The organism is Curtobacterium pomorum, from assembly GCF_044497295.1.
In the GTDB taxonomy this organism is placed as follows: Bacteria; Actinomycetota; Actinomycetes; order Actinomycetales; family Microbacteriaceae; genus Curtobacterium.
In genome coordinates this window covers 1,281,282-1,294,683 of record NZ_CP172409.1, presented here as the reverse complement: position 1 = coordinate 1,294,683, position 13,402 = coordinate 1,281,282, and the positions used below count along the sequence as shown (strand labels likewise).

Annotated in this window: 15 protein-coding genes, 1 tRNA gene and 1 pseudogene; 8 read left to right on the top strand and 9 right to left on the bottom strand. The window is 68.2% G+C overall.

Translation table 11 applies throughout. The features are described from left to right. Nucleotides 1–85: 85 nt before the first annotated feature. Together ACGH48_RS06225 and ACGH48_RS06220 are read left to right on the top strand one after the other, a co-directional pair. Nucleotides 86–691 (top strand): DUF305 domain-containing protein, encoded by a 606-nt coding sequence (locus tag ACGH48_RS06225; protein WP_396290630.1) that lies wholly within the window; start codon nucleotides 86–88, stop codon nucleotides 689–691. 76 nt (nucleotides 692–767) lie between these two features. Beyond that, nucleotides 768–1,373, top strand: a complete 606-nt coding sequence (locus ACGH48_RS06220; RefSeq protein ID WP_396290629.1) for a CueP family metal-binding protein — start codon at nucleotides 768–770, stop codon at nucleotides 1,371–1,373. Here the strand turns inward: ACGH48_RS06220 and ACGH48_RS06215 are convergent. The 3 genes from ACGH48_RS06215 to ACGH48_RS06205 are packed head-to-tail and all read right to left on the bottom strand — an operon-like array spanning nucleotide 1,360 to nucleotide 4,506. Beyond that, nucleotides 1,360–3,030: a hypothetical protein gene (locus ACGH48_RS06215; protein WP_396290628.1), complete on the bottom strand. Its 1,671-nt coding sequence runs from the start codon at nucleotides 3,028–3,030 to the stop codon at nucleotides 1,360–1,362. The genes ACGH48_RS06220 and ACGH48_RS06215 overlap by 14 nt on opposite strands. Nucleotides 3,031–3,089: 59 nt before the next feature. Next, the gene (locus ACGH48_RS06210) at nucleotides 3,090–3,416 is read right to left on the bottom strand and encodes a helix-turn-helix domain-containing protein (protein ID WP_396290627.1); all 327 of its coding nucleotides are present in this window, start codon (nucleotides 3,414–3,416) and stop codon (nucleotides 3,090–3,092) included. A 7-nt stretch (nucleotides 3,417–3,423) separates the two neighbouring features. Further along, the gene (locus ACGH48_RS06205) at nucleotides 3,424–4,506 is read right to left on the bottom strand and encodes a tyrosine-type recombinase/integrase (protein ID WP_396290626.1); all 1,083 of its coding nucleotides are present in this window, start codon (nucleotides 4,504–4,506) and stop codon (nucleotides 3,424–3,426) included. A 362-nt stretch (nucleotides 4,507–4,868) separates the two neighbouring features. On the opposite strand from ACGH48_RS06205, the gene ACGH48_RS06200 reads away from it, so the two are divergent. From ACGH48_RS06200 to ACGH48_RS06175, 6 genes and pseudogenes are all read left to right on the top strand, one after another. Then, nucleotides 4,869–5,360 (top strand): hypothetical protein, encoded by a 492-nt coding sequence (locus tag ACGH48_RS06200; protein ID WP_396290625.1) that lies wholly within the window; start codon nucleotides 4,869–4,871, stop codon nucleotides 5,358–5,360. Further along, nucleotides 5,357–7,144, top strand: coding sequence for a type IV secretory system conjugative DNA transfer family protein (locus ACGH48_RS06195; protein WP_396290624.1), 1,788 nt, complete (start codon nucleotides 5,357–5,359; stop codon nucleotides 7,142–7,144). Before ACGH48_RS06200 ends, ACGH48_RS06195 begins: the two co-directional genes overlap by 4 nt. A 98-nt stretch (nucleotides 7,145–7,242) precedes the next feature. Continuing rightward, complete coding sequence (locus ACGH48_RS06190; protein ID WP_396290623.1) at nucleotides 7,243–7,725, top strand: single-stranded DNA-binding protein; 483 nt, start codon at nucleotides 7,243–7,245, stop codon at nucleotides 7,723–7,725. Between the two features lie 14 nt (nucleotides 7,726–7,739). Continuing rightward, the gene (locus ACGH48_RS06185) at nucleotides 7,740–8,327 is read left to right on the top strand and encodes a hypothetical protein (RefSeq protein ID WP_396290622.1); all 588 of its coding nucleotides are present in this window, start codon (nucleotides 7,740–7,742) and stop codon (nucleotides 8,325–8,327) included. A gap of 6 nt (nucleotides 8,328–8,333) precedes the next feature. Next, nucleotides 8,334–8,534, top strand: coding sequence for a hypothetical protein (locus tag ACGH48_RS06180; protein WP_396290621.1), 201 nt, complete (start codon nucleotides 8,334–8,336; stop codon nucleotides 8,532–8,534). A 165-nt stretch (nucleotides 8,535–8,699) separates the two neighbouring features. Next, nucleotides 8,700–9,572: pseudogene (locus tag ACGH48_RS06175) on the top strand (recombinase family protein); the annotation flags it as partial. 9 nt (nucleotides 9,573–9,581) lie between these two features. On the opposite strand, the gene ACGH48_RS06170 reads toward ACGH48_RS06175, so the two are convergent. The 6 genes from ACGH48_RS06170 to ACGH48_RS06145 form a co-directional block, all read right to left on the bottom strand. Further along, a complete protein-coding gene (locus tag ACGH48_RS06170) occupies nucleotides 9,582–10,349 on the bottom strand; it encodes a hypothetical protein (protein WP_396290620.1) in 768 nt (255 codons plus the stop codon). Between the two features lie 22 nt (nucleotides 10,350–10,371). Next, a tRNA-Ala gene (locus tag ACGH48_RS06165) sits at nucleotides 10,372–10,444 on the bottom strand. 107 nt (nucleotides 10,445–10,551) lie between these two features. After that, on the bottom strand, nucleotides 10,552–10,926 hold the full coding sequence (rsfS, locus tag ACGH48_RS06160; RefSeq protein ID WP_111084542.1) for a ribosome silencing factor: 375 nt from the start codon (nucleotides 10,924–10,926) through the stop codon (nucleotides 10,552–10,554). Nucleotides 10,927–11,058: 132 nt separating this feature from the next. Beyond that, a complete protein-coding gene (locus ACGH48_RS06155) occupies nucleotides 11,059–12,561 on the bottom strand; it encodes a hypothetical protein (protein WP_396290619.1) in 1,503 nt (500 codons plus the stop codon). Further along, nucleotides 12,558–13,157, bottom strand: coding sequence for a nicotinate-nucleotide adenylyltransferase (gene nadD / locus ACGH48_RS06150; RefSeq protein ID WP_111084540.1), 600 nt, complete (start codon nucleotides 13,155–13,157; stop codon nucleotides 12,558–12,560). Before nadD ends, ACGH48_RS06155 begins: the two co-directional genes overlap by 4 nt. Before the next feature lie 10 nt (nucleotides 13,158–13,167). Continuing rightward, nucleotides 13,168–13,368, bottom strand: coding sequence for a hypothetical protein (locus ACGH48_RS06145; RefSeq protein WP_111084539.1), 201 nt, complete (start codon nucleotides 13,366–13,368; stop codon nucleotides 13,168–13,170). Nucleotides 13,369–13,402 lie beyond the last annotated feature (34 nt).

Below are 13,402 nucleotides of genomic sequence, written 5' to 3'. Positions count from 1 at the left end.
GAACTTTCGGGGTTGGCGGGCTCCGCCCTGTCCGGGCGACGGATCACCCCCAATTTTCGAATGACACGATAAGGACACTCACCTCATGCGTATTCGCACCATCGCCTTCTTCTCAACCGCTCTGGCCGCCTCGCTCGTGCTCACCGGCTGCTCCACAGCCGGCGATGACACCACGGGCGGAACCGATCACAGCTCACACTCCAGCAGCCCCGAAGCATCGACCTCGTCGGAGGCGAACTCCGCCGATGAAATGTTCGCGACGATGATGATCCCGCACCACGAACAGGCCGTCGAGATGGCCGACATGATCCTCGCCAAAGACGACATCGACCCGCGCGTCACCGACCTCGCCCAGCAGATCAAAGACGCCCAGCAGCCCGAGATCGACACGATGACCGGATGGCTCGAAGACTGGGGCGTTAACCCCGACGACGCCCCAGCCGGTCACGACATGGGCGACGACGGCATGATGGACGAGACCGCCATGACCGCCCTCGACAACGCGACCGGCGACGAGGCGGCACGCCTGTTCCTGGAAGGCATGATCGTCCATCACGAGGGCGCGATCGACATGGCCGAAACCGAACTCGAGAAGGGCCAGAACCCCTACGCACTCGAACTGGCGCAGCAGGTCATCGACGGGCAAAGCGCTGAGATCACGACGATGAACGAGATCCTCGATACCCTCTGACCCGTGTTCGGCTCGGGCTGCTGGCGGCGCGATGCGTCGGCCGGCAGCCCCGCCGATCTTCACCGAAAGACACGCAATGCTCACTATTTCTATCGCCCGCACCACGATCCTGACCGCCACCGGTATCGTCCTCGCCGCAGCGATGCTCCTCACTGGTTGCTCCACCGGCCCGGCACCGTCCCCTGAACCCCCCGCGCAAGGCAGCGCACTGGAGATGGACGAGGTCGCGGGCCTCGACGCGGAGACGATCATCGACCGCCTCGATCACACCCCGATCGGCGAGCGTCCCACCGACTTCACCGCCTCGATCCGGCCCGACACGCTGGTTCTCACCGACACCACCGGCACGGAAACGTCAGTACCGATGCCCGAGGACCGCGCATATGTCGCGCTCGCGCCGTATCAGCAGCAGACTCACGACTGCTACTACCACGCACCGACGAACTGCATCGGCGAGCTACGCAACACCGACATCCACGTCACCATCACCGACACTGAAACCGGGAAGGCATATTACGACGAAGATACCCGCACCTTCGACAACGGCTTCGTCGGCTTCTGGCTGCCCAAGGGCATCACTGCAACTGTCACGGTCACGAAAGGCGAGCAGACCGCGATCGGCGAGGTGTCCACGGTCGCCAACGACGATGCGACCTGCATCACCACGCTCAAGTTCGCCTGAGGTGAGGATGCTCAAGCGTTCCGACATACCGCTGCGTGCCGTCAATGCTCAGCCCGAACAGGTCGGTGAGGCGACGCGGGTCACCGCCGGTAGCGCGAACTTCGGCGAGGATGCGGTCTTCGCGGAGCGCCTGGGCGGAGATGCCGGCCTTCTTCCAGGGGAACTGGTGGCCGGGCGAGTTCAGCCTGGGGGCGGTGTGCGTCGTGACGAATAGGTGCGGGTTGCGGGTGTTCGGCCACTTCGCCGCCCGGTAGTCCAGCCATCGAGTGAGTCGGGCGCGGACCGGCTCCGCGAGGAGGATGACGCGGCCGTCGGGCATCGTGAGGCGTCCGTCGCTGATGTCGGTGAGCTGGATGTTGCGGACTTGCAGATTCGTGAGCGCGTGGAAGGCGACGATCGCGACGGCCAGAGCGATCGCGGGGTCGTCGTGGCCCAGGACGGCGCGAATCTCCGCGGGTTCCAGCGGCAGCGGCGTGGTGCCGTTGAGTTGGTAGGAGCCCATGCTGCTGGTTGGGTCAGCGAAGACGAGTTTGCGGCCTTTGAGGATGGTGAACAGGGAACGCAGGCCGAGCATCGCGGCGTGCCTCTTGGCCGATTCCTCGGGCAGCGAGTCGATGAGGATGGCCGGGCTGATCTCGGCGAGGGATTGGTGGCCAGCTTCGGCCCAGGCGGTGACGATCGGGGCGAGGCCGATGATCTGGACGCGCACTGTGGTCTCTTCGCGGGGCTTGCGGCGCGGAGGGATTCGGCTGCCGTTGAGCATGATGTCGAACCAGAGCTCGAGTTGGGTGCGCATCGCCTCGGGGAGCTGGCCGAACTTGCCGGCGAAGTGGCGGTCGATGGTCGGGATGCGGTCGTCGATGAGGATGTCGGCGGCGGCGAGGACGTCGAGGGTGGAGCGGACGTTGCTGTCGCTGTCGTAGCGGCGCAGCCGGATCACTTCGGTCGCGCGGATGGTTGTGGCGCCCTCGGGGGCGAGGATCTGGAGCATCTTCAACGAGCGCCGGACCTGGTTGGTCTGGCGCTTGGACCAGCCGAAGCGTTCAGCTTGCTCGAAGACGATGCCATCGGTTCGCCAGGACCAGTCGCGGGCCTGAGCGGTGGTGAGTTCTCGGAGCACGTCTGTGTCGGGAGCGAGGTCGAAGAGGGCAGGCTGCTCCCAATCGGAGAGTGCCTCGGCCTGTTGCGCTAGAAGGATGCGGGCGGCCCGCACGGACTGTCTGGGCGGTTTCGGCTTGCGTCTCGGGGCCATGTTCGCGAAGAAGAGCTGCAGCCCGAGACGGACGCCTTCCTCGAAGTCGAGGGGTTGGCCCGGTACGTGGATGCGGCGGGCGTTCTCCAGACAGAGGCGGCAGGCTCCCTGGTCGCCGACGGTGACGGGGCGGCCGCAGTAGAGGCAATCGCCGACCGGGTAGTGCTGAGCCCACCAGCGGCATTGCCAGCATTTCCAGTTGTGTCGGCGATAGACGCCCCAGGCGAGACAGTCCTTGCAGTAACCGACGTATTCAGGGCTGCCGGGGTGACAGCGGTCGCAGAGCCCCTGGCTGTAGTAGACGTCCGACCCGCAACGCTCGCAGGACGGAGCGGGGAACGGACCACCGGGCAGGCAGTCGTAACAGTAGTCGACGGCAGGCCAGGTCCATGCCGCCGCGTTCACGCCGCAGGCGAAGCACGTTCGAGGGGGCCGGAAGCGTGAGTTGATCCCCTTCCTCGTGCTCACAACGGCGGCTCTGACCGCGGGTTGCCGAACCGCGGAGACACCCGCGGCCCGGTCTCGTTCTCGCCGTTGATCGTCTCGGCCTTCTTCGGCCGGCGGGCGGCAACCTTCTCCGGCTCGGGAGTCATCAGGTCAGAGGGCGTGCAGTCGAGGATCGCGCAGATCACGTCGAGTTCTTCCAGCCTGATCGTCGGCGGAGTGCCTGACCACCAGCCCGACATCTTTCCGGCGCTGATCTCCACCCCAGCCGCGGCGAGTTGGCGGCGCAACTCGGCTGACTTCCAGATGCCCCGTTCGGCGGCTCTCATCCGCAAGTTCCACTTCACGGTCTTCTCACCCTTCCGCTGTCAGGCGGGCCTCGACCCGCTGGTTCGCGTTGCGCCACGCGAGCTCGACATGCTCGCTGCGCACATGGACATAGCCCGAGGTCGTTGCCAGCCACTGATGGCCCAGTAGCTCTTGGAGCGCTTTCAAGTCCATCCCGGCCCCATACAGCGACGAGGCGCAATAGTGCCGCAGCACATGCGGCGTCAGACGACCCGCCCACGCGGGCAGGAACCGCTCGGTCTGGATCGTCAGAGCCCGCCGCAGCGAGTTGTGACCGATCCGCCCGCACCGGCCGAGTTCGTCATCGAAGCGCTCGGACGGCATCAGCGGCGCATCGGGGTCCTGCCAGTCGTCGCCGAACTGGTGACGGACCTCGGCCAGCCACCAGTCAATGAGCTGATCGGCACCGTTGATCGCCGGCACCAGTCGAGGCTTGAACCCGCGGCCACCCGAGCCCTTGCCGAAGCGCACATGCAGCTTGCCGAACCCGCCCAGATCGGGTCGCCAGTCGCGGATGTCGAGCATCACCGACTCGTTGATCCGCAGACCCAGCCGCCGCCACAGCGACGCGGCGAAGTAGTCGCGAGCGGCCGGCAGGTACTTCCTCGCGTCGGGGATCGAGCCGCGCCACCCGGTGAACAGCTCCTCGACCTCAGCGTCAGAGGGCGGCACCCTGACCTTGCCCAGCGACTTGCCCTTTTGCCGGTTGAACTCGTCGATCGGTTGCTCGACGGTCACGCCGGTCATCCGGCGGATCTGGCCCTGATAGCGGGCGATGAGGAACTCGTAGAACTGCGCCAGCGAGCCGGCCTTGCCAGCCCGCGTGGTCACCGACAGGCCCTTGCGTCGCTGTTCCGCCATGAAGCGATCGGCGTCATTGGTCGTCGCTTCCCACAACGGGCAGATCAGCGACCGGGCGAACTCGATGACCGCCGCCCGGGTCGTTCGCGCATGCCCATCGGTGAGCCCGGCAGCAGCCATCGCCAGTGCGTACTCGTCGACGAGCTCCTGCTCGAAGTCCTCCGCATCCTGGGCGCTACGCAGCACCTCATCAGCCGCGCCGCCACCATGCAGCGCGACCAGTTTCATGAACGCCTCGGTTCACTCTGACCGACCATACGTCAATCATAGCGACGAACCTTCAGCCACAGTGAAGGTTCGTCAACGTGTCGTCCGGACACGGGGAACCTTGCACCACCTGGGAAGCAGGCCCCTCAGACAGCCGGGGCGTCAGGAGGAACTTGAGTGCATGGAGATTAAAGTCTAGAAGTTCACCGGATTCCTGACCGTTGTTCACGATTCCTGACGGTCCGTCAGCCGCGGTAACGTCGGTCGGGATTCCTGACGGTCGCCGATGAACACGCGCATCCGGTCGCGGGGTGGCTTGGGTGCACCTGGCGGGCATGAGACACGCCCCGATCCCTGATTCGTCCACCCCGGTGCCGGTGTCGGTGCCCCACCTCGTACTCGACGTGCACGAGAACGGCACCCTCACCGCCACGCTCAACGCGCATCAGATCGCCCCGCCAGAAGAGCCCGGTACGTGGCGGCGGACGATGTTCACGCAGATCATCGACCACGTCACCCACGACCGCGCGATCCCGGTGCGGGTCACGGTGCACGAGGCCGACGGCACGACCTTCACCGACATCCTCCCCGCCGCCAAACGCCCGACCCCTCAGCCGGAGGCCGAGATGATGCCGGGGCCAGTCACGGCGGGCAAGCGGCGCCGTCCGGCCGATCCGATCGAGGTCGACGGCGGTGAAGGGTTCGTCTCCGGGGAGGACGTCGCCATCGCGCTCATCACCACGCACACGGATGCGACCCCCGACGGGCGGGCGCGCGCCCTCCTCGACCCCCAGGGCGTCGCCGCGATCAACGCCGGCGAGGTTTTGCTGTTCGGGCGGGTCTCGGGCACGATCGCGATCCGGAGCCTGCCGTGACCGGCCCGCAGGGCCGACCCGGCGGCGGGGCGATGGGCGATGAGCTGACCAACGTGATCCTCCTCGGCATCGGCGGGCTGCTCGGGGCCGCGTTCGTCCTGCGCGCCGCCGGCAGCGTGGCCGCGTTCCTCACCGGCACCGCCCAACCGACCGCCGGGATGACCGGCGGGGTCGCGGTGTTCTTCGACCCCGCCGACCCGGCCGGGCAGCTCGGCGCCGACGAGCTGAACCCGGTCATCTACTGGATCGTCGCTGTCGTCCTGCTCGGTCTCCTGGCGACGGCGGGATTCTGGGCGTGGGGGCTGATCCGGCGCACGATACGGCAAGCCGCGCATGATCCGCACCGGCAGGAAGGCACCGCGACCCGTTACGAGGTCGCCCGCGCCGCCTCCACCAAAGCGCTGCTGCGCCGCGCCGGCACCCTCAGACCAACGTTGGAGAACCCGAGACCGGCCGATGTCGGTTACCGGCTCGGCTCCTCCCATCGGCAAGAGGTGTGGGCATCGGTGGAGGACTCGATCCTCCTCGTCGGAGCTCCGCGAAGCGGCAAGGGCCTGTTCCTGGTGATCCCCGCAATACTCGACGCGCCCGGCGCCGTCGTCACGACCTCGACCCGGCCCGATAACGTCACCGCCTGCCTGCGCGCAAGGAAACGCATCGGGCCGGTCGCGGTGTTCGACCCCCAGCATCTCGCCGAGGGCCTGCCCGCGGGTTTGCGGTGGTCGCCGATCCGGGGATGCGAGTCGCCGCAGACGGCGATGATCCGCGCCGCCGGCCTCGCTTCCGCAACCGGCCTCAGTGCGGGCGGGGTTGAGGGCGGTGACTTCTGGGAAGGCAAGACCAAGGCCGCGCTCCAAGCGCTGCTGCACGCCGCCGCCCTCGACCGCCGCTCCCCGGCCGAGCTGTTCCGGTGGACGCTCGACCCCACGTCCGCGGCGGACGCGGTCGCGATCCTCACCAACCATCCGCAGGCGGCGACCGGGTGGGCGGACTCGCTGGCATCGATGATCGACGCCGACCCGCGCACGCGCGATTCGATCTGGCAAGGCGTCAGCTTGTCGCTGGCGGCGTTGGCCGATCCTCGGGTGCTCGACGCCGTCTCCCCGGCAGACGGCGAAGAGTTCGACCCCGAAGCGTTCATCCAGCAACGCGGCACCCTGTTTCTGCTCGCCACCGGTGCCGGCGCCGGGAACAGCGCCGCCCTCGTCGCCGCCCTGGTCGAAGACCTCGTGGAGACGGCCCGCCGACTCGCCGCCCGCTCCACGGGTGCGCGTCTCGACCCGCCGATGCTGCTCGCGCTGGATGAGATCGGGAACCTCTCGCCCCTGCCGAGCCTGCCGACGCTGATGTCCGAAGGAGGCGGCTCGGGAATCACGACCCTCGCCGTACTGCAATCGCTCGCGCAGGCCCGCGACAAGTGGAACGAGCACCAAGCCGGAGCGATCTGGGATTCATCGATCGTCAAGATCCTCCTCGGCGGCGCCTCCAACTCCCGCGACCTGCAAGACCTCTCCACCCTGATCGGCGAACGTGACGAGCTGACCGACTCGACCACCGTCGGCGACTACGGCTCCCGCTCCAACCAGCGCTCGGTGCGCCGAGTCGCGATCCTGCCACCAGACCAAATCCGCCGACTCCCGTTCGGCACCGCCGTCACCCTGCTCAGGTCGGCACCGCCGATCATCACCGACCTGCGCGGCTGGCCCGACCGCCCCGACGGCACGCAACTCAAGACCGATCGAGCCGAGGTCGAACAACTCCTCCGCGACGCCCACCAGCAGTAACCCGACACCGACCGAACGAGCGCGGGAGAGACCGGGAGCACCTGCTGGCCAAGAGCAGCCCCGACGAACGGGCGGCATGAGCAGAACGGGAACACACGATGAGCGAGCAGCAGCAAAGCAACCCGGACCCGGAGATCGGCGAGGCCTTCTACGGCTTCGTCGCCTCCGAGCCGCAGCTGACCTATCACGACGGCAAGCCGCGCCTGTATTTCAAGGCCGGGCAGGAGCACTACGAGTACGGCCCGGACGGATCGCGCACGAAACTGCCCACCACGTTCCACGACGTCGTCGCGTTCCGCGGCGCCGCCAAGAGCGGGGGCGAGACGCTGTCCAAGCTGGACTGGTTCGTCGCGCACGGCCGCCTCGAACCGAACACCAACCCAAACACCGGGGTGGAGACCAAGGAGTTCATCGCGAACCGATTCGGCCCCGACGCCGCCCGCATGAACATCGAGATCGGCTCCCCGCGCCGTCTGTCGCAGATGGACTCCCCGAAGCGCCAGCAGCCGCAGCGACAGGTCGCGTTCGAGCCCGTCGAACAGGAGCAGCCCGAGCGCGAGCAGCCCGCACGGGCCATGTGACCGAGGCGGCGATGATGAACAACGACACCATGCCCACCGAGAGCCCTGATCCGGAGGAGTGGGAAGACGACGGGTTCGATCCGGTCGGCCCCGACGATGACGTGCCGGGGCCGCCGCGACCGGTGAACTGGAACCTGCTGCTCGCGCACGACCTGGAGCAGGAATGGCTCGCCCTCAACCGGTGGGTCGAATGGGTCAGGAGAGAGTACGCGTTGCCCTCCTCGGTGATCCCGCCGTGCTGGCACCGGCATCCGGCCCTCAAATGGGAGCTCAGCGCGCTGCACCTGCACTGGCTCGCCGCCTACGACCCCGAACAGGACGCCTCGGCCGCGATCGGATGGCACCGCGACTTCGCCGCCGCCCGCCAACGCCTACGCGACTGGGTCGCCGCCTCCGGCACCCGCCTGGACCGCGACCGCCCCGACCGGCAGACCGCCTGGCCCGGCGAGCCCCCGGCACCGCCGGTCGAGGACATCCCCATCACGAACCGGCGCGAGGACTTCGTAGGCTTCGTGATCGAGCAGGTCGCCCGCCGCAAAGCCGCCGAAGACGCCTTCTTCGCCCGCCTCGACGACACCGACCCCGATGCCGAGGGCGGGTGAGCAGGCATGGTGCGGAACTATCAGCGCAAGACCAACCGGCCCTCGGCGGATCGAAACCTGCGGGTCACCTTCACCCGCCGGGAGCACATCGACACCGAGAAGGTCGCCGAAGTCCTCATCCGCGTCGCCCTCCGGCACGCCGACACCCACACGCCGACGGGGCAGGCCGGCTCCTACCTCCGTGATCTGCTCACCAGCAACCGGTAGAATCCTGAATGTACGTCCACACCAGGGCGCTACCGGCTTACCCCTCTGTTGCCCGAACCCGTCGCGGTTCGGCAGGCCCCTCAATCTGTGTCGTGACCGCCAGTCGGCGCCCACACCCGCCCCCATCGTTTGGGGCGGGTGAGAGCCCGAAAGGCAGTCACGACCATGACGCTCATCGACCTCCCCGCCGGCCTCGACCTCGGAGCGCTCCGCAATCTCGCGGCCGGCCCGAAACCCTCCCACGAGGGGGCGGCCCTTCCCGACGGGAAAGTGCCCGCGATCTCCTACCTGCGGGTCTCCACCAAGGACCAGGCCACTCGCAACGGCCTCGAAGAGGGCCTGTCCATCCCCGCGCAGCGCGAAGCCGCCCAGCGCAAAGCCGACTTGCTCGGCGCGGTCATCGTCGCGGAGTTCATCGAGCCCGGCGAATCCGGCAAGACCGCAAGGCGCAAAGCGCTCCAGGAGATGCTGGACTATCTCGCCGAGCATCCGGTCAGGTACTGCATCATCAACAAGGTCGACCGGATCGCCCGCAACCGGCTCGATGACGCGATCATCCACGCCACGCTCCGTCAAGCAGGGGTCACGCTCGTGTCGGTGATGGAGAACATCGACGAGACCCCGTCGGGGATGCTCATGCACGGCATCATGGCCTCCATCGCCGAGTTCTACTCCCTGAACCTCGCCCAAGAGGTCACCAAGGGCCTCGTGCAGAAGGCGACAATCGGCGGCACCCCGCACAAGGCGCCCATCGGCTACCTCAACGTGCGCACCACAGACGCGAACGGGCACGAAGTACGCGAGGTGCGGCTCGACCCGGACCGGGCCGAGCTGATCCGGTTCGCGTTCACCGCCTACGCCACCGGAGACTGGTCGCTGTCCAAGCTCGCCCGCGAACTGGAGACTCGCGGCCTGACCACCCGGCCTACCCCGTCGTTCCCCGCCAAGCCGGTCACGACGACCTCGCTGCACAAGATCCTCGTCAACCCCTACTACCAGGGCATCGTCACGTTCCGCGACGTGACCTACCCCGGCACGCACGACCCACTAGTGACGCCGGAGACATTCGATCAAGTGCAGACGATCCTGCGGCAGAACCACGTCGTCGGCGACAAGCCCCAGAAGTACGACCACTACCTCAAAGGCTCCATCTACTGCGGGTGCGGGCAGAAGCTCATGTTCGAGCGGCCACGCAACCACCAGGGCGTCGCCTACGACTACTTCACCTGCACCGGTCGCCGGTTCAAGCGCACCGCCTGCCAGCGCACCGCCGTCCTCGTTCACCGCGTTGAGCACGCGATCGAGAACCAGTACCAGCAGGTCGCCATCACCAAGGAGGAGGCGGCGCAGATCAAGGCCGTGCTCGGGCAGGTGTTCGACACCCTCGCCGAGGCGACCAGCGACGAACAGAAGCTGCTCGCCGGGCAGAAGGCGAAGCTCGAAGCCGAACAGGTCAAGCTCCTCCAGGCCCACTACGCCGATGCGATCCCGCTCGACCTGCTGAAGACCGAGCAAGACCGCATCCGCGCGAGCCTCCAAGCCATCACCGGCCGACTTGACACCCTGGAGACGACCTACGACAAAGCGAGCGTTGGGCTCGACGCGATCCTCGGGCTCCTCACCGACATCGGCGAGGTCTACGCGAAGGCCGCACCTGCCGAGCGACGGATGCTCAACCGGGCACTGTTCGACCGCATCACCATCGATGACGAGGACGAGGCCACTCTCGAACCGAAGGAGGCCATCGCGACGATCCTTGCCAGCAACCCCAGGCCACACAACGAAAGAACCTTGCCCCGCGATCAAGCGGGGCAAGGTTCGAACGTTCAACTTTACGTGGATCTGAGGGGACTCGAACCCCTGACCCCCTGCATGCCATGCAGGTGCGCTACCAGCTGCGCCACAGACCCAGATGTCTTGCTTTCGTGCCGTCCGGTTCCCCGGAGGCACCATAGAAGCGTACACCATGCGAACGCCGGGCAACGAAATCGAAGCCGTCACCCGGGCGCGTCGCTGATCAGGCGGTGTGGTCCACCGGGAGCTCGAGCGGGATGGTCGGGCAGTCGGCCCAGAGACGCTCGAGCGAGTAGTACTGGCGGTCTTCGTCGTGGAAGACGTGCACCACGATGTCGCCGACGTCGATGAGGACCCAGCGGCCCTCGCTCCGGCCTTCGCGGCGGAGGGTCTTGGCGCCGAGCTCGAGGAGGCGCTCCTCGACCGCATCGGCGATGGACTGCACGTTGCGCTCGTTCCGACCGGTTGCGAGCAGGAACACGTCCGTGAGCTGCAACGGCCCGGTCACATCGAGCGCGACGAGGTCCTCGGCCTGCTTGGCGTCGGCCGCGAGAGCGGCGGCCTGCACGAGTTCCAGTGCGCGAGTGGAGGCGGTCACGGATTCCTTCCGGTCGTCGACCCGGCAGGGAGCCGGATCGCTTGGTGGGTCACGATCATAAGCCACCCCGCCGACAGCGGCCAGGCCAGGGGCGGCGGGGTGGTGCACGACGGACGTCGGGGAGGGCGGCGGTCAGCCGCCCATGTGGGTGGTGAGGAGGGCGGTGATGATGACACCGGCCGCTGCCAGTCCGACCGCACCCACCGTGACACCGAGGATGAGCGGCGTGCGCGACTCCTTCGGCTTCGCGGCGGCGAGGACGACCTGGCGGGTCGAGGTGTGGCTGGACACGGCACGGCTGGCGCGCACCGGGCTGGCGTCGGTCTCCGGCTGCTCGTCGTGCTGCTCGAGCAGGCGGTCGACCTCGGCGCCGTCGATCGGCCGGTGCGACCCGGTCGACGAGAGCGACGCGGGCAGGTCGATCGATCCGGTGAGGATCACCTCGCCCGTCGCGTTCAGCGCACCGGTCGGGTCGGCGAGGGCCGAGTTCGGCAGGATGATCGCGTTGGTGTCGGTGACCGCGATCCGGCGGGTGCCGGTCGAGTCGTCGTGCACCTCGGCGTCGTTCGAGCCGTGCGCCTGCTGCGACCAGTGCCCGACGGGCGGCTCGAAGGCCGTCGTCACGGGCTTCGGCTCGGACGGCCGCTGGAAGGACGCGGGGACCTTCGGGGGCTCGGTCCGTGCGGGTTCCGGGATCGGGACCTCGTTGGTGTCGTCGTCCTCTGGGTCGAGGGACAGCGGGAACACCGCCGGGGTCGACGGCGCGCCGTCCGGGATCCCCGGGAGCGGCGTGGCCGAGGGGTGCTCGAGCGGGGCGACGTCGGCCGGTGTCTCCACGTCGGTCTGCGCCTCGTCGGCGCCCGTCTCGTCAGAGCCCGTCTCGTCGATGCCCGTCTGGTCGGTGTTCGACTGGTCGGTGTTCGACTGGTCGCTGGGCGCCCCTGGGGCAACCTCGTCCGTGGACCCGGCTGCAGGCTGTGCGTCGGAAGCGTCGTCGGCGGGCGGTGACCAGGTCGACCGGTGGCGCCGGGGCTCCTCGGCGTGCGCAGCGGCTTCGTCGAGCGGCTCGAGGGCGTCGGGCGACCCGTCGGCCTCGGTGGCCTGGGCGACCGCAGCCTCGTCGAGCACCGTGTGACCCTCGGGACCGGACGGCTCGTCCGCGGCGCGCGGCGCCGAGGTCGGCTCGATGGTGTCGACCGAGCCGAGGACGTCCTCGACGGTGCGGTCGGAGGACTGCGGCGTCGGGTTCTGCAGTGGTACCGGCAGGACCGCCTGGTTCTCGGCGGCGCGCTGCTGGCGGATCTGGCGGCGGGTCAGACCACCGCTGCCGGGGACGATCTCGGTCGCGGAGGCCGGCGGGAACGGCGACACCCCGGCCGCGGGCACGGAGGTCACCGGCACGGAGGGCGCCGAGGCCGGCGTGCCCGTGGCGGCGGATGCCGGGGCAGCGGACTGGGTCGGACCGCCGGGGGCGGGTGCCACGTGCGAACCGGGCCGAGGACGGGGTTCCGTCGACTCGGCGGGTGCGGCGACGGTCGGTGGCGGCGTCGCGGGCTGCGAACCGGCTGCTGCGGCACGCTCCCGCTCGCGCGCCTGGCGCCGCGACAGGGGCGGCTGCGCGTCGGACGAACTCATGCAACGCTCCGATACAGGTGGTGCTTGGAGATGTACTGGACGACCCCGTCGGGGACCAGGTACCAGACGGGGGAACCACGTCTCACCCGGTCGCGGCAGTCGGTCGACGAGATGGCCAGTGCGGGGACTTCGAGCAAGCTTACGTCTCGCTCGGGGAGTCCACTGATGCTCAGGTCGTGTCCCGGACGCGTCACAGCGACGAAGTGCGCGAGGTCCCAGAGACCATCATGGTCTTTCCAGTCGACAATCTGCTGAACGGCGTCTGCGCCCGAGATGAAGACGAGCTGCGCGTCGGGCCGCTGTTCGTGCAGGTCGCGGAGCGTGTCGACCGTGTACGTCGGGCCGGGGCGGTCGATGTCGACGCGGCTCACCGTGAACATCGGGTTCGATGCGGTCGCGATGACCGTCATCAGGTAGCGGTGCTCGGCATCCGTGACGCCGGACTTCATGTACGGCTGCCCCGTGGGGACGAACACGACCTCGTCGAGGTCGAACGCCCGAGCCACCTCGGACGCCGCGACGAGGTGACCGTGGTGGATGGGGTCGAACGTGCCGCCCATCACCCCGATGCGCGGTCGTCCGGTGCTCTCGAGCATCGAGTGCAGATCAGATCTTGGTGTGGCCGAACTCGTCGACACCCGTCTCGTGGTGGCGGGTCGCCTCGAACTTCTGCGAGTGGCGGTACGCCACGTCGCGGAAGCTCCAGGTGACGAAGCCCAGGAAGACGAAGAACAGCGCACCGACGAGCGGGAACACGAACGCCGGGGCCCCGGAGGCGTGCTCAGCAGCTTCTGCGAGGAAGGTCATCGTTCGGTGCTCCGTTCGGTCGGGGAAAGACGCC